At 69.5% G+C, this 19,359-nt stretch carries 13 protein-coding genes; 2 read left to right on the top strand and 11 right to left on the bottom strand.

Annotated elements, in window-relative coordinates:
- The 9 genes from VFK57_04120 to VFK57_04080 form a co-directional block, all read right to left on the bottom strand.
- The coding region (locus tag VFK57_04120; protein HET7694870.1) for a DUF4175 family protein at positions 1 to 3,095 on the bottom strand (3,095 nt) is incomplete at its 3' end.
- On the bottom strand, positions 3,092 to 5,158 hold the full coding sequence (locus VFK57_04115) for a BatA domain-containing protein (protein HET7694869.1): 2,067 nt from the start codon (positions 5,156 to 5,158) through the stop codon (positions 3,092 to 3,094). The genes VFK57_04115 and VFK57_04120, both read right to left, overlap by 4 nt.
- 124 nt (positions 5,159 to 5,282) lie before the next feature.
- The gene (locus tag VFK57_04110) at positions 5,283 to 6,206 is read right to left on the bottom strand and encodes a DUF58 domain-containing protein (protein HET7694868.1); all 924 of its coding nucleotides are present in this window, start codon (positions 6,204 to 6,206) and stop codon (positions 5,283 to 5,285) included.
- Positions 6,207 to 6,228: 22 nt separating this feature from the next.
- Positions 6,229 to 7,254, bottom strand: coding sequence for a MoxR family ATPase (locus VFK57_04105; GenBank protein HET7694867.1), 1,026 nt, complete (start codon positions 7,252 to 7,254; stop codon positions 6,229 to 6,231).
- Positions 7,255 to 7,276: 22 nt separating this feature from the next.
- Entirely contained in the window at positions 7,277 to 8,110 is an 834-nt protein-coding gene (locus VFK57_04100; protein ID HET7694866.1) for a DUF4159 domain-containing protein, read from the bottom strand.
- Complete coding sequence (locus tag VFK57_04095) at positions 8,107 to 9,093, bottom strand: hypothetical protein (protein ID HET7694865.1); 987 nt, start codon at positions 9,091 to 9,093, stop codon at positions 8,107 to 8,109. Before VFK57_04095 ends, VFK57_04100 begins: the two co-directional genes overlap by 4 nt.
- Positions 9,090 to 11,372 (bottom strand): glutamine amidotransferase, encoded by a 2,283-nt coding sequence (locus VFK57_04090; protein ID HET7694864.1) that lies wholly within the window; start codon positions 11,370 to 11,372, stop codon positions 9,090 to 9,092. The genes VFK57_04095 and VFK57_04090 overlap by 4 nt, the downstream gene beginning before the upstream one ends.
- A gap of 117 nt (positions 11,373 to 11,489) precedes the next feature.
- Positions 11,490 to 13,631 carry a molybdopterin cofactor-binding domain-containing protein gene (locus tag VFK57_04085; GenBank protein HET7694863.1) on the bottom strand — a complete coding sequence of 714 codons (2,142 nt, stop codon included), beginning with the start codon at positions 13,629 to 13,631 and terminating at the stop codon, positions 11,490 to 11,492.
- Complete coding sequence (locus tag VFK57_04080; GenBank protein ID HET7694862.1) at positions 13,628 to 14,104, bottom strand: (2Fe-2S)-binding protein; 477 nt, start codon at positions 14,102 to 14,104, stop codon at positions 13,628 to 13,630. The genes VFK57_04085 and VFK57_04080 overlap by 4 nt, the downstream gene beginning before the upstream one ends.
- A 42-nt stretch (positions 14,105 to 14,146) precedes the next feature.
- Between VFK57_04080 and VFK57_04075 the strand changes: the two genes are divergently transcribed.
- Positions 14,147 to 15,508, top strand: coding sequence for a dipeptidase (locus tag VFK57_04075; GenBank protein HET7694861.1), 1,362 nt, complete (start codon positions 14,147 to 14,149; stop codon positions 15,506 to 15,508).
- Between the two features lie 40 nt (positions 15,509 to 15,548).
- Positions 15,549 to 17,981 carry an ABC transporter permease gene (locus tag VFK57_04070; protein HET7694860.1) on the top strand — a complete coding sequence of 811 codons (2,433 nt, stop codon included), beginning with the start codon at positions 15,549 to 15,551 and terminating at the stop codon, positions 17,979 to 17,981.
- 46 nt (positions 17,982 to 18,027) lie between these two features.
- Here VFK57_04070 and udk read toward each other — a convergent pair whose 3' ends face one another.
- Entirely contained in the window at positions 18,028 to 18,651 is a 624-nt protein-coding gene (gene udk / locus VFK57_04065) for a uridine kinase (GenBank protein HET7694859.1), read from the bottom strand.
- Positions 18,652 to 18,744: 93 nt separating this feature from the next.
- Positions 18,745 to 19,323 (bottom strand): hypothetical protein, encoded by a 579-nt coding sequence (locus VFK57_04060; protein HET7694858.1) that lies wholly within the window; start codon positions 19,321 to 19,323, stop codon positions 18,745 to 18,747.
- Positions 19,324 to 19,359: the final 36 nt, after the last annotated feature.

The raw sequence follows: 19,359 nt of genomic DNA, 5'->3' as shown, positions 1-19,359 counted from the left end.
TGCTGGCCTTGCTGACCCTGCTGGCCTTGCTGACCCTGCTGGCCTCGCTGACCCTGCTGGCCCTGCTGGCCTTGCTGGCCTTGCTGGTTCTGTTCGCCCTGCTGCCCTTGCTGGTTCTGGCGGTTCTGCGAGCCCCGGGCGCCCGGCTGCTGTTGCTGCTGCCCGTCCTGGCCGCGCATCCGTTCGCCGAGCGACTGCATACCCTGCGCGAGCTGGCGAGCCCGGTCGAGCGCCTGCGCGTTCGGGTCCGGCTTGGTGTTGCCCACCGCAGACGCCGCCTCGGCGATCTTGTTCCGCAGATCGTTGAGGTTGTTCTGAATGTCGCGATCGAACGCCGCGACGTCGGACGTCTGGCTGCCGCCGCGCAGCATCGAATCCGAATAGCGGATCTTGTCCTCGATCCGCTTGTCACGGATGCCGTTGGCGGCCTCGGTCAGCTTGCGTGAGGCATCGCGCTCGTTGCGGAACATGTCCCCGGCGGTGCGATCGAGCTGCTTCTCGAGCTGATCGACCTTCCCGGCCAGCTCGTTCTTGCGCTGGCTGATCTGCTGGGACTTCTCCTGGCGGCCGGCGCCCCCCTGCTGATCGAGGCGGGCGACGTCCTCCTGGATCTGCTGCTGCTCGCGCGCCATCGCCTCGGCCCGGCGCAGCGCGTCCTCGACGTCGCGGCCGGTGCGCGCCGACTGCGACTGCTGCAGCTGCCGCTCGGCCTGCTTCAACTGCTCCATCGCCTGCGCCGCCGCCGCGGCGGCGTTGGGATCGCCGTTCGCGGCCGCCTGGCGCATGGCATCCGCCGCCTGCTGCAGCTGGCGTGCGGTCTGCTGCAGCTGCGGACGATTCTCCTCGCGTGCGAGGCGTTCGAGCTGGCGCGCCGCCTCTTCGGCCTGCTCCGCCAGTGCGCGCTGCGCGTCGCCGCCGCCCTGCCCCTGTCCCTGCGCGGCGCGCCGGCGCTGACGCTCCGCCTCCTGCTCCTGCCGGCGGGCGAGCTCCTTCAGCTTTTCGGCGAGCTCGTCGATCTTCTGATCGGCCTGCTGCTGCGAGGCGCGCTGCGCCGTCTCGTACTGATTGGCCATCTTGTCGACTTCGAGCTCGAACAGATCGGCGAGCTCCTCGGCCATCTGCTGCCCGCCGCCGCCACCGCCGCCCCCCTGCTGCTGGCCGGCGCTCACCTGGAGCTCGTACTCCTCTTCGGCCTTCTGCAGGAACTCGAGCGCGCGGTGCTCGGGCGGCAGCGCCTGGTCCGGCGCGGCCGCCTTCAGCTTCGCTTCCGCGGTCTGCATCTCCGGCACGCTCTGCTTGAGGAACTCGGTGATCTTCTTGAAGCTCTCGACGTTGCCGACGCGCGCCGACAGGTTGGTCAGCAGCTCCGCCACCTGATCGCGCAGCCGCTGCTGCATCAGCCCGACGACCACCGCGCTCTCGCGGGTCTTGTCCCCCCCGGCGGTCTTGCGCTCGCGCTGAATGTTGAACGTCGCCGAGATGATCTGCCGCTGCTGCTCCGACAGCTTGCCGACCTGGTTGCCCTGCTGCCCGCCGCCACCGCCGCCGCCCTGCGATTCCGCCTTGCGGAAGTCCTTGGTCAACGGACGCACGCGGACGAAGTAGATGTCGCTCAGCGCCCGCTGCGAACCGCCGACCGTGCCGTTGTCGCCGACGCGCGCGTAGTACGACACCGAGTCTCCCGGCTTCACGTTCAGCTCTTCGAAGTAGAGCGTGTGGCCGGCGGACACGGTGGGCATCCGCGTGGTGCCGTCGAACAGCTTGACCGTCTTCTCCGGGCCGCCGTTCACGCTGTAGACGAGATCCAGCGTCTTCACGCCGTAGTCGTCGTCGGCCTTCGCCTCGAGGAACACTTCCTCGATCGGCGACGCGGAGGTATCGCGGCCCGGCTTGGTGAACGACACCGTCGGCGGCTGATCGGTGAGCACGTCGATCGAGTATTTCGGCGAGCCGGGAACGCGCGGCCCGCCGGCCGGCTCGAGGTCGATGCGATAGAACCCGTCGTGATCGACGGTGAACGACGCCGTCAGCGCGCCGTCGGCGCCGACGGTCATCGGGATCTGCGTCTTGTCGTCGATCACGATCGCGCCGCCGCCCGCCGCCATCGTCGGCGTGGCGCGGACGCGGATCTCGGTGCCGCGGAGCACCGCGATGTCGCCGCCGTCCTCGATCTTGCGCGGCGGCAGTCCGGTGTAGGACGGGAAGCGGTACTCCAGTTCGAGCTTCTGGACGTACGGCATGTCGGCGACCTTCAGGGTGTAGACCGGCGAGCGGACGCCGACCGCCTCGACGAAATACTCGAGCGGCGCGGCGACGTCGAAGAGGGTCGCCTCGTACTTGACGTCCTTCTCTTCGGCGGCGCGGATCAGCGGCACGCGTTCGAACGCCGCGGTCGACGACTTGCGGACCATCAGCACGGCCTGGTCCGACTGGAAGCCGATCAGCGTCGCCGCGATCGCCTGGTCGGCGCCGCGCGGGATCGTCGAGTGGCCCGGCGTGACCTCGATCCGGTACGGCGCCGCCGCTTCGACGCTGCGCGAGATCACCAGCAGCGCCGACAGCGCGTGCCGCATGTAGGCGGGACCGAGCAGGAAGATGGCCGCCGCGATGGCGAGCACGGCGCCCAGCGCGCCCGAATACCGCTTGAACGGATCCCGCTCGACCCGCCGCCCGTACTCGATCGCCTGCACCTTCTCGACCGCCGTCTGCACGAGCTTGCGGACCAGCACCGGCGATTCCTTCGACAGCCCGGAGCGCTCCGCTTCGACGGCGCTGATGATCGCCGCCTCCATCGAGGGCTCGTGCTCTTCCAGGTACATCGCCACCTGCTCGTCGGTCACGCGGCGCATCAACGGCCGGGCCAGGAAGACGTAGGCGAGCAGCGCCACGACCGCCGCCAGCGCGATCCGGAACGCCAGGATCGATTCGGCCGTGAACCGCATCCACTGCAGCGTCACCGCCGACAGCACCAGCGCGAGCGCCAGGCAGCCCGCCCCGATGGCGGCGCCGCGCAGCGCGAGCTTCATGCGCCAGCGCCGGCGCACTTCATGGATGACTGCGACCAGGTCCGAGCGACCGTCGATATGCTGCGTCATGACACCCTCGCACCGTTCTGCGAAAGACGATTGGAGAGAAGCGTCTCGCCGGCGAGCAGCAGGCCGCCCGCCACGAGCAGATACCACCACAGCCGCTGGGCCTGCGCCTGCGCCTCGTCACTGGGCCGCGGTCCGCTCAGCCCGGCGACGTCACCCGGGGGCCGCCCTGCCACGGCGGCCGCCAGCTCGCGCGGATCGAGCGGCGCCAGATCCGATTCGCTGAGATCGACGTTGGCCGCCAGCGCGGTGGCCGTATCGGCTCCCGCGCCCTGCGTCCGCACGTCGTAGAACCCCTGCTCCGCCAGTTCGAGCGCGCCGTCCTCGGTCTCGACCGAGACGCGCGCCCCGGAGGGAGCAATCGCCACCGTGCCGCCGCGGTTCGCCGCAGCCGCCCGCCCCGGCGCCGGCCGTGGCGCCGGAATCACCTGCCCTACCGTCAATGATGCAGGCGCCTCGGCATAATCCGCCAGGTATTTCGTCAGGGTGTGGACGAACGGCAGGAATACCGGTTTGACCGGCATGTCGCTCCAGTCGAGGTCCAGCGACGACGTCCACATCAACACCCGTCCCGCCCCGGTTTTCCGCTCGAGAAGCGCCGGCGTGCCGTCGTCGAAGCGGGCCAGCACCTGGCCCGTCGACGGCCCCGTCGCGCGATAGCCGTAGAACCGGGCGGCCGCGAAATCCCCGCTCCGCGGCGCGCGGAACAGCTCGAACACCGGGTGGCTGTACTCGAGCGCGCCGAGCCGCGACGGGGCGGCGGTGGTGCGATCGATCAGCTCCCCCGGCAGCGCGGGGACGACGTCCGAGAGACGCGCGGGCCAGGTGGCCTGCGGCCCGGCGGCAATCAGGAGCCCGCCGCCGTCGCGAACGAACCGCGCGAGACGATCGGCGAGATCGTCGGGCGTCTGCACGTCGTTCAGGATGACCACCGCCGCCTGCCGCGCGTCCGCGTCGGAGAAGGAGGCCGGCGTGCGCGCGACCAGCTCGACGCGCGGCGCCTCGCCGATCGACAGCGCGCGCGCGAGGTACAGCGACTGCCGTTCGGCGCCCGCGCGTCCGACGGCGAACACCCGCACGGGTTCGGACGGAGAGACGACGAAGTGGAAGACGTTGTCGCGCTTCAGGCCGTCGTCCGGCAGGCGGATCGTGCCGCGCATGTTGCGCGACGCGACGGTGAACGGCGCGAACGTCACGCTGCTCGATCCGCCGGGCGCGACGTTCGCCGGAAGCGACTGAATCGACTTGCCGTCGACGTCGAGCGACACCGGCACGCTGCTCACCGCGCTGCCGCTGTGGTTCACCAGCCCGGCGGTGACGGCAATGCGATCGTGGTTCTCGAACCGCGAGCGCTGGAGCGACACGGGCGTGACCGACAGGTTCGAGGTCTCGCCGGACGCGACGTCGATCGGCGTCAGCGTCGTCCGCTCCGGCAGCTTGACGTCGTCGCGTCCAGGGGTCTGTTCCCAGCCGCGGCGCTGAAAGTCGCTGATGAGAATGATCTCGCGGCGCGGGAGGGCCGACTCGGCGAGCAGGCTCGCGGCGAGCTTGAGCGCCGGGGCGAACCGGGTGGCGCCCGGTCCGGTCGCGGCGGCGGCGAGGCCGGCGTCGAGACGGCCGCGATCGGCGGAGGACCGCACCGCGACCTCCGCGCCGGACGAGAAGAACACCAGGGACGCGCGATCGCCGGCGCCGAGCCCGTTGATGGCGTCGCGCGCGGCGGTGCGGGCGCGCTGCCAGCGATCGCCGTACTCCATGCTGTACGAACGGTCGACGAGGATCACGGCCTCGCGCGCACCCTGCTGCGTCGCCGCCGCCAGCGAATCACGCTTGAAGAACGGCCGCGCGAACGCCATGACGATCAGCGCCAGCGCGGCAAGCCGCATCGCGAGCAGCGTCCAGTCGCGGATGCGGCGGCGCCGCACCGACTGGTAGGGGATCCGGCGCAGGAACATCAGCGACGGGAATTCGACCACGCGCTTCCGCTCGCGCTGGATCAGATGGATCAGCACGGGAATGGCGAGCGCCGCCAGACCCGCCAGGACGAAAGGCGCTACGAAGCCCATACGCGCTCGCCAACTGTCGATCGCCGATTGGCGATTGGCGATCGACGACTTGCCGGGTGCCGAGTGGCGATCGACGGATTGGGGAGTGCCGATTGACGGCGATGCCCAATCGCCAATGTCGTTGTCACCTTTTCACCCGGCTGAGTTGCTCCCGCATGGAGAGATAGGTGAAGAGCGCCTGGTCGAGAGGAGTCGCGGTGTTCAGCAGCGCGTAGTCGATGCGCAGCTCGGAGAACTTCGAGCGCAGCGCCTCGGAGTGCTCGCGGATGAGCGTGCGGTACTGCTCGGCGAGCGCTTCTGGGACGATCGGAATCTGTTCGCCGCTCTCCAGGTCCTCGAAGGCGGACGCCTGGTCGTAGTTGAATTCGACCTCCGCCGGATCGAGCACGTGGAAGGCGATGATGTCGTGCCCGCGGAACCGCAGCGGGGCAATCGCCTCGAGCACCGCCTGCGGCTCCTCGTAGAAGTCGGACACGATCACCAGCACGCCGCGGCGGGCGTAGTGCTCGGCCAGCTTCTTCATCGGCGGCGCGAGTTGTCCCGGCTTCGAGGGCTTCAGCCGATCGAGCACGTGCAGCGTGACGTCCATGTGCTTCGCCGAGGGGGGGACGAATTCGACGATGTCCTCGTCGAAGGCCGCGAAGCCGACGCGATCGCGCTGCCGGTGAACCAGGTAGGTGAGGCAGCCGGCGAGGATCTGCCCGTATTCCAGCTTGGTGATGCCGCGGCTGCCGAACCCCATCGATTTCGACACGTCGAGCAGCACCGCGAAGTTGGCGTTGGTGTCCGCCTCGTACTCCTTTATATAGAAGCGGTCGGTCCGCCCGAACAGCTTCCAGTCGACGCGGCGGATGTCGTCGCCCGGGGTGTAGCCGCGGTGCTCGGCGAAATCGACGGAGGCGCCGAAATACGGCGAGCGGTGCATGCCGTTGATGAACCCGTCCACCACCGCGCGCGACACCAGCTCGAGGTTGCCGACGCGTGCGAGGACCACGGGGTCCACGAACCGCGCCCCGGTCAGCCCGCCCGCCTGAAGTTCGTTACGCATGCGCTGAATACCTGCGGCGCCCTTACATACCGGACTTCGGCATCGGCACCGCTTCCAGCAGCCGATCCACCAGCACGTCGCTGGTCACCCCTTCCGACTGCGCGTGGAAATTGGTCAGGACGCGGTGGCGGAGGACGGGATGCGCCAGGGCGCGGATGTCTTCGAAGTTCACGTGATACCGGCCGCTGGTCAGCGCGCGGGCCTTGCCGCCGAGCACCAGGTGCTGCGCGGCGCGGACGCTGGCGCCGAATGCCGCCCACTTCCTGATGGTGTCGGGCGCGGTCGGCGATTTGGGCCGGCTGGCGCGCACGATGTCGAGCGCGTAGCGGATCACCGGCTCCGCGGCCGGCACGCGGCGCACCAGGCGCTGGAACGCAATCAGGTCCTGCCCGCTGACCGGACGCTCGAAGGTGATGTCGCGCAGCGAGGTGGTGGAGCGGACGACCTCGAACTCTTCGTCGATCGGCGGATGGTCGATGACGATGTGGAACATGAAGCGGTCGAGCTGCGCTTCGGGCAGCGGATACGTGCCTTCGAGCTCGATCGGGTTCTGCGTCGCGAAGACATAGAACGGCTCCTCGAGCGAATAGGTCCGCCCCTGGATCGTGACGCGATGCTCCTGCATCGCTTCGAGCAGCGCCGACTGGGTCTTCGGCGGCGTGCGGTTGATCTCGTCGGCCAGGACGATGTTGGCGAAGATCGGCCCGGGCGCGAACACCATCTCGCGCCGTCCGGTCGTCGGGTCTTCCTGAATCAGGTCCGTGCCGGTGATGTCGGACGGCATCAGGTCGGGCGTGAACTGGATGCGCGAGAACTTCAGCTCCAGGACGCGCGCCATCGTGAAGATCAGCAGCGTCTTCGCCAGCCCGGGCACGCCGACGATCAGGCTGTTGCCGCCGGTGAACAGCGTCAGCAGCACCTGGTTGACGACCTCCTCCTGGCCGACGATCGCCTTGCGCAGCTCGGCAATGATGCGGTCGCGGCCGGACTTCATCCGGTCCGCGAGCGCGACGTCATCGGGCGAATCCAGGTCGACGGTGTTGGTCACGAGAGCCAAAGGCTGCCTCCAATTAATGCGTAAGCCCGTAGATGACGTAGTTGATGCCGTACTTGTACGCTTCGTTGTTCAGGTCGACCGGGGCGAACCCGGTGTCGGAGAACTCCCAGTACTCGCTGAGATCGCCGTTGACGTTGGCGATCGCGAGCAGCCGCTTCTTCGGATCGTTGTCCTCGAAGATGCCCCAGTAGGTCAGCTGCAGCCCCATCCCGGCGTAGGTCGGGTGCGCGGCGAGCGCCTTGGGGTCGGCAATCTCGAAGAACGAATGCCACACCGGATGCGAGCCGTCGTCGATCTCGATCCACCGCGCGTCGGGCAGCACCCGCCGCATCTGCTGCTGCAGGTTGTCCCAGTGCCCTTCGGGCTCGCGGAAGTCGTCGAAGATGATGAAGCCGCCCTTCTTCAGGTAGGCGCGGAAGTTCTCCGCTTCCTTGTCGGTCAGCGTCCAGAACCCCGGTTCCGCCATATAGGCGATCGGATAGTTGAACAGCTCCGGATCGTCGAGGCCGAGGATGTTCGAACCGTCGGGGCGCGCCCGCACGTAGCTGATCTCGTTCAGGATCTTCGTGAAGTGGACCTCGCCGCGCGGATAGTCGTGCGACCACGGCGGCCCGCCGCCGCGGCGGCCGAACCCGCCGAAGCCATAGCTGTAGCGCAGGCGCACGAAGACGAACCGCCCGTCGTAGGGCGTGTTGCCCTGCACGTCGAGCTGCCCGAACGAGCGCGTCTGTCCTTCCAGCGAGCGCGGCGGCTGGTCGGCGAACCGCGGCGGCGCCGAGGCCGCGACGCCGGCGACCGCCGCGGTCGTCGCCGCGGCCAGCGCGATGGTCAACAGGGCTGCTCTCACTTGCCCCCCTCCGCGGCGCGAATCTCGCGGCTCTTCAACGCGAGGTCGGTCGCGAGCTTCTCCAGCTCCGCCGCGTACTTGGCCGGATCCATCCCGCTCTTCAGCAGCTTCAGCGACTCGATGCGCCGCTCGATCGCGTCGCGCTCGGCGTACAGCGCGCGCAGTTTCTCGTTCGCGGGAGCCGCCTGCCGCCGCATCGAGCCGATCGCCAGCACCGCCGCCGACTGGCCGTCCTTCGCCTGCCGGCCCGGCTCGAGGCTGCCTTCCTTGTCGCCGTTGTCGTCGAGCAGCGCGTGCTCGGTCGGCAGCAGCCCTTCACGCTGATACGACGCCGCCACCGCGCGCCTGGCGTGCTCGAACGCCTCCAGGATCGACACCTTGCCGTCGCGATCCGCGTCGGCCGCTTCGTTCGAGAACGCCTCGACGAACGGGCCGCCGAACAGCGTGGCGAACATCTCGGCGCCGGTCCGCGTCGCCGACACGATGACCCGCCCCGGTCCCGACAGCGCTTCGACGAACGGGCCGCTCGCGCTGGTGGTGTTGGCGAAGACCACCCGCTTCGATTTCATCTTCGCCAGCAGCGGCGCGAAATCCTGCGCCGACATGTCGGGGCCGGTCAGGTTGAACTTTGCCACCTTGCCGGCATAGGTGCCGTGCCCGAACAGGACGATCACGACGGTGTCCTGTTCTCCGGCCCTGGACGCGACGTCGGTCAGGGCCTTCGTGACCGCCTCGCGCGTCGCCGCGGCGTCGGTCAGCAGCACCACGTTCTCCTTCGGAACGTTCAGCTTGCCGGTCGCCGCCTCGGCAAGCGACGTCCCCCACTTCTTGAACAGCTCGCCGTGCTCCGGATCGCCGGCAAGCCCGACGACGATCACCGCATGCGTGCTCTGCGCCGACGCCATCGCGGACAGGCCGAACAGCACGCACAGGAACGGCAGCAGCGTCCCGATCCCCGGTCCCCGGCGCCCGATCCCCGTCACGCGAGCCTCCAATAGCGCCGCAGCCCCCACTCGGCGCAAATCACACAGACCAGCGCGATGAGCAGCGCCGGCATGTGCCACAGCTCGCGTTCTTCCACCGCCGTCACGCCGCGCCCCGAATACTTCAGATCGTCGGCGAGCGTCGAGGTCGCGTCCGCGGGATAGAAGCGCCCGCCGGTATCCTGGGCGATGCGCTTCAGCAGCGGCGCGTGCATCGCCGCATCGAAGTACTCCGCATCGTCGGGCACGGCGCGCACGTGCGCGACGGCGCCTCCCACGCTCTTGCCTTCGCGCGTCGCGTCCAGCGTGGCCTGGTACCAGCCCGGCTCGGCGGTGTCGAAGGCGGCGCGATACTGCCCGCTGCGCTCGCCGGTCCACTGCAGCGAGACCGCGGTCTTCTTCCCCGACGGCGACGTGACGTGCGCGACCACGTTCGCGTCATTCAACTCGACGAAGCGCGGATCGACGACGTCGGCGGTGAGGGCGACGGGCTGTCCGGGCTCGACGCGATCGGTCAGCGTCCGCACCTCGACCGCGTCGGGGACGCCGTCCACCAGCCAGCGCAGCAGCTGCCGCCAGAAGTTCTCGTGCGTCTGATCCTCGACGCGAATCGCCGCGTCCATCTGCCAGTGCCACGAGTCCTGCACGGGGAAGGCGATCGACTTGCCGCGACCGTAGCGCTCGAACGCCAGGACGACCCGCTCGCGGCGGCGCTCGTCGAGTCCGGCGAGCAGCGCCGTGGCGCCCGGCTTGAGCGCCTCGATCTGGTTCACGGTGCTCAGCGACGGCATCGACTTCCAGCGATCCGCCGACGCCTGTTCGGTGTCGCCGAGCTGGGTCACCGCGTGCGCCTGGCCGGCGCGGGTCGGCTGGATTTTCAGCGCCGCGAACGCGCCGGCCGATCGCCCGAGCAGCACCGGCATCACGTCTTCGACCGGCGTGCCGGCGTAGCCGCCTTCCGCGAACGCGCGCGGACCGCCCAGGAACAGCAGTCCGCCGCCGCGGACGTCGACGTATTCGGCGATCATGCGGAGCTGATCGGCCGAGAACGCGCTCGCCTCGATGCTGCCGAGCACCAGCCCGCGATAGGCGAACAGCTCTTCGCGCGTCTTCGGAAACCCGGCCGCGAGTTCGACGCCGGCGGCGTCGATGTCGAGGCGCAGGTACTTGTTCTCGGCCGTCCGCTGCAGGGTGACCAGCTCGAGGTTGGGATCGTCCTTGATCGCCTGCCGCGCGAACTTCATCTCGAAGCGCGGCTCTCCCTCGAAATAGAGGATGCGCTCCTTGCGATCGCGGATGTCGATCTGCACGTCGCGTTGATTGTTCTGGGTGACGACCTCGCCGGGCTGCGGCGCGACGCGCAGCCGGAAGATGCGCGGTCCCGCCTCGGTGGCGGTGAAGCGCACGCGGACCGACACCGGATCGCCGTCCGCCGGCAGCCGGACCGGCTGCGACCCGACGATGCGCCCTTCGTCCTCGACGTCGAGCGTGACGGTCTGCCCCGCGTAGCCCGTCTGCGTCAGCACCGCGTCGACCAGCAATGACGTGCCCTTGAGCGCCGTCCGCGGCGTCGACACGCGGCCGACCTGAATGTCGTGCGACAGCGTCTCCTGCCCCACGCCCACGGTGAACACGGGCAGCGCCTCCGCCTTCGACGCCAGCAGCGCGTCCGCCACGGTGGCGTCGGTCGTGTCGGCGCCGTCGGTCACGAGCACCAGCCCGGACACCGGCAGCCCGGCCAGCTCCTGCCGCGCGCTCTCGATCGCGTTCGCCAGGCGCGTCTGCGTGCCGGTGAACGTCAGGTCGCCGGGGGTGGCGACGCGCGCCGTCGACGAGGAGAAGCGAAACGTACGGATGAGAAAGCGATCGGAGAGCGCCTTGATCACCGCGCTGTCCGGATTCGCGAAGGTGGAGCGCACGAGATCGGCACGCGAGCCGGCGGCCTGGTTCGTCGCCGGCAGCTGCATGCTCCGCGAGTCGTCGATCAGGATGCCGACCACGTTCTGCTGCGTGACCGCCGCCTTCACGATCAGCACCGGCCGGAAGATGCAGAAGAGAATGAGACCGAGCGCGGCGATCCTCAGCGCTCCGAGCACCGCGCGCTCGCGCCACTGGACGCGCGACTGAATCAGGCGGTAGCTGACGAAGGCAATCGCGAGCGCGGCGGCGATGACCAGCGCCGCCACCGGCGCGCCCGCCGGCGGGGCGAACCGGAAGTCACCCTGCTGGAAGACGTGGGGCCGATACTCGAACAGAAACTGGAACAGCTTTTCGAACACGGTGTTGGGGCGATTCTATCGCTCTAAGACGACGACGGGGGAAGATCAGCTTCTTCCGCGTTCGCGGCCACACTTTCGTCACAATTCCGGTCCCCCGATCCCCGATCCGCGATCCCGCTACGTCAGCAGCCGCACGGGAAGCGCCGTGTCCACTCGCCCGAATGCGCGGACGGCCGAGCCGATCGCCGGCGCGACGGCGATGAGCGGCGCTTCGCCGGCGCCCGCCGACGGCAGGTCGGGACGGTCGATGAGCAGCGTTTCGATACGCGGCACGTCCTTGAACCGGGGAACGCGATACTGCTCCATGCTGCCGTTGCGCAGCCGTCCGTCGGCGAAGTCCACCGCCTCGAACAGCGCGCCGCCGAGCGCCTGGACGACCGCCCCTTCCACCTGATGCAGGAGCCCGTCGGGATTGACGATGGCGCCGCACTCGAAGGCGACGACCAGGCGATCGACCTTGAACCCGTCGCCCAGCCGCGACACGTCCGCCGCGGTCGCGACGTAGCCCCCTTTCTCGGTGCCGCATGCGATGCCGAGCGCTCGACCGCGCGCGGCCGCGTCCCGCTCCTCGCGCGGGATCAGCACGCTGCCCGAGGCGGCGCGTCTGCGCCAGCCGATCCTGACGGCCACGGCCGTGAGGACCGCGCGCATCCGCTCGTCGTTCAGATGGCGCAGGCGGAAGTCGAGCGGATCGATGCCGAGCGCGCGCGCCATCTCGTCCATGTGCATCTCGCGCGCGTAATGATTGGCGGTCGCCGCCAGCGCCCGGTACGATCCCTGCCGCAGCGGCGTCCGCGACGGATGGAACACGATCGATTTCGACGCGATGTCGTACGGCGTCTGGATGCCGGCGTTCCCCGAGTTCCAGTTGTCGAACGCCCAGGCGAGGATGCGGCCGTCGGCGCCGACTGCGCTCTTGATGTCGATCACGCCGGCGGGCCGGAAGTAGGCCCAGCTGAACTCCTCGCCGCGCGTCCACACCAGCTTCACCGGCGCGCCGGCCGCCTTCGCGAGACGCGCCGCCTCGATCGCCGCCTCGCCGGTGTGTTTGCCGCCGTACGCCGATCCCGTGTCGGGCACGATCACGCGCACGCGCGCTTCGGGAATCCTGAACGCTTCGGCGAGCTCGGTGCGCACGCCGAACGGCCGCTGCGTCCCCGTCCACACCGTCAGCGATTCCCCTTGCCATTCGGCGACCGCCGCGCGCGGCTCGAGCGGCACGTGCGCGATGTAGGGAACGCGATACGTCGCCGCGAAGACGCGGGCCCCCTGCGGCATTGCGAGCGTCTCGACCGCCGCCGGCACGCTGCGCTCGACCTGCGTCTTCAGATAGTCATAGATGGTCTCGGACGACGGCTGGCCGTCCGGCACCTTCCAGGTCACGGCCACGGCGCCCGCCGCCCGCGCCGCGGCGCGCTCGTTCGGCGCCACCACGCCGATGAATTCGCCATCGCGGATCACCGTGACGCCCGGCATGGCGCGGGCGCGGGCATCGTCGATCGCCGCCACGGTGCCGCCGTAACCGTCGGGCCGCACGACGCGGCCGTACAACATGCCGGGCCGCGTCATGTCCGGCGTGAACTGATGCCGGCCGGTGACGAAGTCGGCGCCGTTCACCTTCTTCACCGGCGTGCCGCGCACGTTCCACTTCGCGCGCGGCTCGATCGGAGGGGCGGCGGGGATGGTCCCGGCGAGCGCCTGCCCCTTCGTCACGTCCGCGTACGCGAGCGTGCGGCCGTCGGGCGCGACGACCCGGCCGTCGCGCGCGTTCAGCAATGAGCGATCGAGCTGCAGCCGGGCCGCCGCCTGATCGATCAGCAGTTCGCGCGCCGTCGCCGCGGCTCGCGCGAGCTGCGGCGCCATGCGCGGCGTGCTCAGCGAACCGAACGTCCCCTGATCGAACGGCACGCGCGACGTGTCGGCCATGACCATCTCGATCGCGGCCAGCGGGACGCGCAGTTCATCGGCCACCGTCTGCGCCAGCGAGGTGCGGATGTTCTGGCCGATCTCCGTCTTGCCGGTGCAGACACGGACGCGGCCGGCCTCGTCGATGTGAATCCATGCGGCCACCTGCGGCACGTCGGCGCGGCCCTGCGGGCGGGCGCGCCCCGATTCCTGCTGCGCCAGCGCGTCGGAGGCGACCATCACCGCCAGTCCGCCGCCGAACAGCTTGATGAAAGTGCGGCGCTCCAGCGCGAACACGTAGCGCCGCGATTCGCTCAGCTCGTAGCGCTCGACCTCGAGTTCGTCGTCGATCATGCGCGCACCCGCTCGGCGGCGAGCCTCACCGCCTTGACGATCCGCGGATACTCCCCGCACCGGCAGACGTTGCGATCCATCAGACGCGCGATGTCCTGTTCGCTCGGGCGCGGATTCGTCTTCAGCAGACCGGCCGCCGCCATGATCATCCCGGACGTGCAGTAGCCGCATTGAAAGGCCTCCGTCTCGAGGAACGCCTGCTGGACGGGGTGAAGCGTGCCGCCCGATCCTCCCGCCGGCGCCAGCCCTTCGATGGTGGTGATCGCCTTGGCGCCGATCGACGCCACGCGCGTGACGCAGGAGCGTGCGGCAGCGCCGTCGAGCAGCACGGTGCACGCGCCGCACTGCCCTTCGCCGCAGCCGAATTTGCTCCCGGTGAGGCCGAAGTCGCCGCGCAGGAGGGCGAGCAGGTTGTCGCCGGGCTCGGCCTCCACCTCGCGGTCCGTTCCATTGATCCGGAGCCGGTAACGCATGCGTCGAATTCTAGCGCTATCATTCGGCGAACGGAGGAACGGATGAGGCACTGGTCCAAAGGGCTCTGGGCGGCGGCGCTGGCCGCGTCTCTCGCGTCGGCCGGGCTGGCGGCGCAGGACGATGCCCTGACGGCGAAGGCACGGGCGATCCACGAGCGGGTGATGACGCTCGACACCCACGCCGACATCAACGCGTCGAACTTCACCAGGGAGTGCAACTACACGCAGGACCTCGGCAACCAGGTCAACCTGCCGAAGATGATCAAGGGCGGCCTCGACGCCGCGTTCTTCATCGTCTACGTCGGACAGGGAGAGCTGACCCCCGAGGGCTACGCCAGCGCCTACCGCCAGGCGATCGAGAAGTTCGACGCGATCCACCGGCTGACCGAACAGATCGCGCCCGACAAGATCGGCCTGGCCTTGACCTCCGCGGATGCGCGGCGGATCTACCAGTCGGGACGGAAGGTCGCCTTCATCGGCGTCGAGAACGGCTATTCGCTGGGTGAGGACCTGGGGCGCATCAAGGAGTTCCACGATCGCGGCGCGCGCTATCTGTCGCTCGCCCACAACGGCCACAGTCAGTTGTCGGACTCGAACACCGGCGAGACGCAGGGCTGGAAGTGGAACGGCCTCTCTCCGCTGGGCCGGCAGGCGATCGCGGAGCTGAACCGCGTCGGCATCATGATCGACGTGTCGCATCCCTCGAAGGAGTCGATGATGCAGACGCTGGCGCTGACCAAAGCGCCGATCATCGCCTCGCACTCCTCGGTGCGCAAGCTCGCGAATCACAGCCGCAACCTCGACGACGAGCAGCTGCTGGCGCTGAAGAAGAACGGCGGCGTCATGCAGACCGTGGCGTTCAACAGCTACGTGAAGGTGGCGGCCGATTCACCGGAGCGCGCCGCCGCGCTGGCCGGACTGCGGAAGGAGTTCGCGCTCCCGGAGAACACGCCGCTCGGCGGCGGCGGCCGCGGAGCCGGGCGCGGCGCCGGAAGCGCGGCAAATCCGTGCGCCACGCCTCAGGGCGGGCGCGGTGCGGCAGCCGCCCCGGGCCGCGGCGGCGCCCTGGCGGCGTTGACCGACGAACAACGCGCGGCGCTGCAGGCCAGGCTCGCCGATATCAACGCGAAGTTCCCGCCCCCCGCGCGCGCCACGGTGAAGGACTTCGTCGACCACATCGATTACGCCGTGAAACTGATCGGCATCGACCACGTCGGCATCTCGTCGGACTTCGACGGCGGCGGCGGCGTGGACGGCTGGAACGGCGCGGACGAAACGTTCAACGTCACCGTGGAGCTCGTCCGCCGCGGCTACACCGAAGCGCAGATCGAGAAGCTGTGGAGCGGCAACCTGCTCCGCGTCCTCGACGAGGTGCAGCGGGTCGCAAAGCAGCCCCGGCGGTAGCGCCGGTTTGCCCGGGGCGGGGGAACGCCCGAGAGGCTTCATGCGCATCTTCATCAAGGACGTCACCCACGCCTGGCGCGCGCTGTTCAAGCGGCCGCTGCTGACGCTGACGGTCGCGGCGACCCTGGCCCTCGGACTCGGCGCCAATGCGGCGATCTTCAACCTGATCGATCGTCTCGTGCTGCGGCCGTTCCCGGCGATCGACCCCGACAACGTCGTGATGATCGCCGAGACCGGGCCGCGGCTGCAGTACCGGCGCGAGACGACCTCGCCGGCCAACTTCCTCGACTGGCGCCGCTCCGCCGACACCGTCACGCACATGACCGCGATGGTCTGGTGGGACGCCAACGTCGTCGAGCGGGACGACCCGGAGCGGCTGCAGGGGGCGCAGGTCTCCGCGGAGTTCTTCGACGCGCTGGGCGTCCGCCCCGCGCTCGGCCGCGGTTTCGTTCGTGACGACGAAACCTTCGGCCGCCATCACGTCGTCGTCCTCAGCGACGCGCTGTGGAAGCGCCGCTTCGACGGCGATCCCGCGGTCCTCGGCAGGAGCATGCTGATCGACGGCGATCCGCACCAGATCGTCGGCGTCGCGCCGCCGCGCTTCGGCTTTCCCGACGGCGCGGAAGTGTGGGCGCCGTTGGCCTTCGATCCGAAGGAGGCGCCAAGGCGCGACAGCCGCTACCTCACCGTGATCGGCCGGGTTCGACCGGGCATGACGTTCGAGGCGGTCGATACGCAGATGAAGGTGATCGCGGCGCGGCTCGCACGCGACTATCCCGAGGCGAACCGCGACCACGGGGTGCGCCTCTACACGCTGACGCAGGGGATGCTGGACGAAGGCTCGGGGCCGATGCTGTCGCTGTGGCAGGCATCCGCGTTCGTCGTGCTGCTGATCGCGTGCGCCAACATCGCCAACCTGATGCTCGCGCGCGCCGCGGAGCGGCGCCGGGAGATCGCGGTGCGGCTGGCGCTCGGCGCGAGCCGGACGCGAATCGTCCGCGAACTGCTGACCGAGAGCATGCTGCTCTCGCTGCTCGCCGTGCCGCCGGCGCTCGGGTTCGCCTGGATCTGCCTGTACCTGATGCGGATCGCGATGCCGGCGCGGATCCTGCGCTTCGTGCCGGGATTCGAAACGCTCGGCCCGGACCTGCGGCTGCTCGCCTTCACCCTGGGGCTCGCCCTGCTGACGGCGTGCATCTTCGGCATCCTGCCGGCGCTGCAGGCCGCGCACGCGCGAGTCTCGGACGCGCTGAAGGAAGGCGGACGCACCGCGACCGGCCGGCAACTGCTCCGCCGGGCGATCGTGATCGCCGAGCTGTCGATCGCGCTGCCGCTGCTCGTGGCCGCAGGCCTGGGCGTGCTCGGCACCAAGCGGCTGCTCTACGGTCCGCAGGGCTACGACCCGGACGGCCTGCTGACGATGAAACTGCTCCTGCCCGAGCGGACCTACCCCGACGACGGGGCGAAGCGGCGGTTCGTCGAGCGCGCGATCGACGCCGTCGCGGCGGTGCCCGGCGTGGAGGCGGTGACGGTCGCGAACGCGCTGCCGGCGAGCGGATCGAATTCCTCGGCCGCCATCGAGATCGACGGCCGTCCCGCGGAGGATCCCCGCAACCTGCCGACCGTCGACAACCGGCTCGTCAGCGGGCGCCACTTCGAGACGATGGCCATCCCGGTGACGCGCGGCCGCCCCTTCACCGACGCCGATCGCGATGGCGCCGCGCCGGTGGCCATCGTCAGCGAGTCGATGGCGGCGAAGTTCTGGCCGGGGGAGGATCCGATCGGACGGCGGCTGCGCGTCCGTTACGGTCCGCAGCGCGCGCGGACCGGCGCATGGCTGACCGTCGTCGGCGTCTCCGGCGACGTCATCCAGGACTGGTTCAACCGGCGGAACGTGCCGACGATCTACCGGCCGATCGCGCAGGTCCCGATCGACTATTTCGGCATTGCCGCGCGCACCGCCGGGGATCCGATGAGCGTGGCGGGCGCGGTCCGGCAGGCGCTGCTCCGCGTCGACCCGGCGCAGCCGGTGTTCGAGATGGCCGCGATGCGCCAGGTGCTGCACGAACGAACGATCGGACTCCAGTACCTGTCCGCGATCATGACCGTGTTCGGCACGCTGGCGCTGTTCCTCGCGGCGGTGGGCCTCTACGCGGTGATCGCCTACCTGGTGGCGCAGCGCCGGCACGAGATCGGCCTGCGCATCGCGCTGGGGGCGACGCCGCGCAACATCATCCGGCTCACCGTCGGGCAGGCGCTGCGGCTGACGGTCATCGGCGCGGCGATCGGGATCGGGCTGTCGCTGGCGCTGAGCCGCGTGCTGGAGTCGGCGCTGCTCGGCATTGCGTCCGGGGATGTGCGGGTGCTCGCCGGCTTCGCGGCGGTGCTGATCGGATCGGCGCTGCTCGCCGGTTACCTGCCGGCGCGACGGGCCGCTACGATCGATCCGATGGTTGCGTTGAAGGCCGAGTAGCGAGGGGCGAGGTTCGAGGTTCGAGCGGCGAGGGGCGAGGGGCGGGTCAGCGGGGCTCGGAGGCGAGGCCGCGGATCAGCCGCAACAGCATCTCGATCGCGACGGCGTTGTGGCCGCCCTGCGGGATGATGATGTCGGCGTAGCGCTTGCTCGGCTCGACGAACTCCAGGTGCATCGGCTTGACTGTCCCGAGATACTGGTCGATCACCGATTGCACGGTTCGCCCGCGTTCGGCCAGGTCGCGCTGCAGGCGGCGGATGAAGCGGATGTCGTCGTCGGTATCGACGAAGACCTTCACGTCCATCACCTTTCTGAGCGCCGGGTCCGTGTAGATCAGGATGCCTTCCACGATCAGCGCGCGGCCGGGGGCGATGGTCTCCGTCTGCTCGACGCGCGCGTGCCGGGCGAAGTCGTAGACCGGCACCTCGACCGGCCGTCCGGCGCGCAGGTCGTGAACGTGGCGGACCATCAGGTCCGTCTCCAGCGAATCCGGGTGGTCGTAGTTCAGCGACGCCCGCTCCTCGAGCCGGAGATCGTTACGGTCGCGGTAATAGCGATCGTGCTCGAGGACCGGCACCCGAGAGTCCCCCAGCGCCTCGAGGATGCGACGAACGACGGTCGTCTTCCCCGAACCGGATCCTCCAGCGACGCCGATAATCAGCGGAGCCACGCTCCGATTCTACCGAACCTCGACCCTCGACCCTCGACCCTCGACCCTCGACCCTCGATCCTCGAACCTCGATCCTCGAACCTCGCCCCCCGCCTACTTCACCGGCCTCACATCATTGAGCATCACCGGCTGCGACGAGAAATTCTCGAGCACGATCGTCCCGTCCGGATCCTGGGTGATCTGAGTGGCGATCGACGCCTTGCCGACGCCGCGGCCCGCCTTGTCCAGCTGCAGCTGGATCAGCGTGAACGGATAGTCGATCGTCCGCGGACGGTTCATGGCCTCCCAGGCGCCGATGTAGCGATCGGTCATCAGGAAGATCTCGCGTCCGCCGTCCGCGCCGGGACGCTGCCGCGCGAAGTGAATGTCGTAGTTGAGCGACCCGGGCGTGCGGATTCCGCCGACCACCGGCAGCTTCTGCAGCGCGGCGAGCAGCCCGTCCTGTCCCTTCTCGCGAAAGACCTGCAGCAGCTGGTCGCGCTCGGCGTCGGTCGACCAGCGGTTGATCTGGATGTCGACCACCGAGGCATTCGCGCGAGGCGCGGTGTTGCTGATGTCGACGGCGAACGCGGTGAACTTTTCTGGTTTCGCCATATTCGACTGGGCCGACGGCGACGCGGCGGCGACGAGGAGCGCTGCGGCTGAGACCGCGGCGATGAGAGCTGAACGCATAACGGAACCTCCAGAGACATCGGGGGCTCTTGCATT

Source organism: Vicinamibacterales bacterium (assembly GCA_035699745.1).
In the GTDB taxonomy this organism is placed as follows: domain Bacteria; phylum Acidobacteriota; class Vicinamibacteria; order Vicinamibacterales; family 2-12-FULL-66-21; genus JAICSD01.
The sequence above is the reverse complement of the archived record's forward strand: the minus strand, read 5'-3'. Positions and strand labels throughout refer to the sequence as shown.

Bases quoted from the DNA above. Each gene is read 5' to 3' on its own strand.
- VFK57_04115 (HET7694869.1), bottom strand. From the start codon at position 5,158: ATGGGCTTCGTAGCGCCTTTCGTCCTGGCGGGTCTGGCGGCGCTCGCC.
- VFK57_04110 (HET7694868.1), bottom strand. From the start codon at position 6,206: ATGCGTAACGAACTTCAGGCGGGCGGGCTGACCGGGGCGCGGTTCGTG.
- VFK57_04085 (HET7694863.1), bottom strand. From the start codon at position 13,631: ATGATCGACGACGAACTCGAGGTCGAGCGCTACGAGCTGAGCGAATCG.
- VFK57_04080 (HET7694862.1), bottom strand. From the start codon at position 14,104: ATGCGTTACCGGCTCCGGATCAATGGAACGGACCGCGAGGTGGAGGCC.
- VFK57_04075 (HET7694861.1), top strand. From the start codon at position 14,147: ATGAGGCACTGGTCCAAAGGGCTCTGGGCGGCGGCGCTGGCCGCGTCT.
- VFK57_04070 (HET7694860.1), top strand. From the start codon at position 15,549: ATGCGCATCTTCATCAAGGACGTCACCCACGCCTGGCGCGCGCTGTTC.
- VFK57_04060 (HET7694858.1), bottom strand. From the start codon at position 19,323: ATGCGTTCAGCTCTCATCGCCGCGGTCTCAGCCGCAGCGCTCCTCGTC.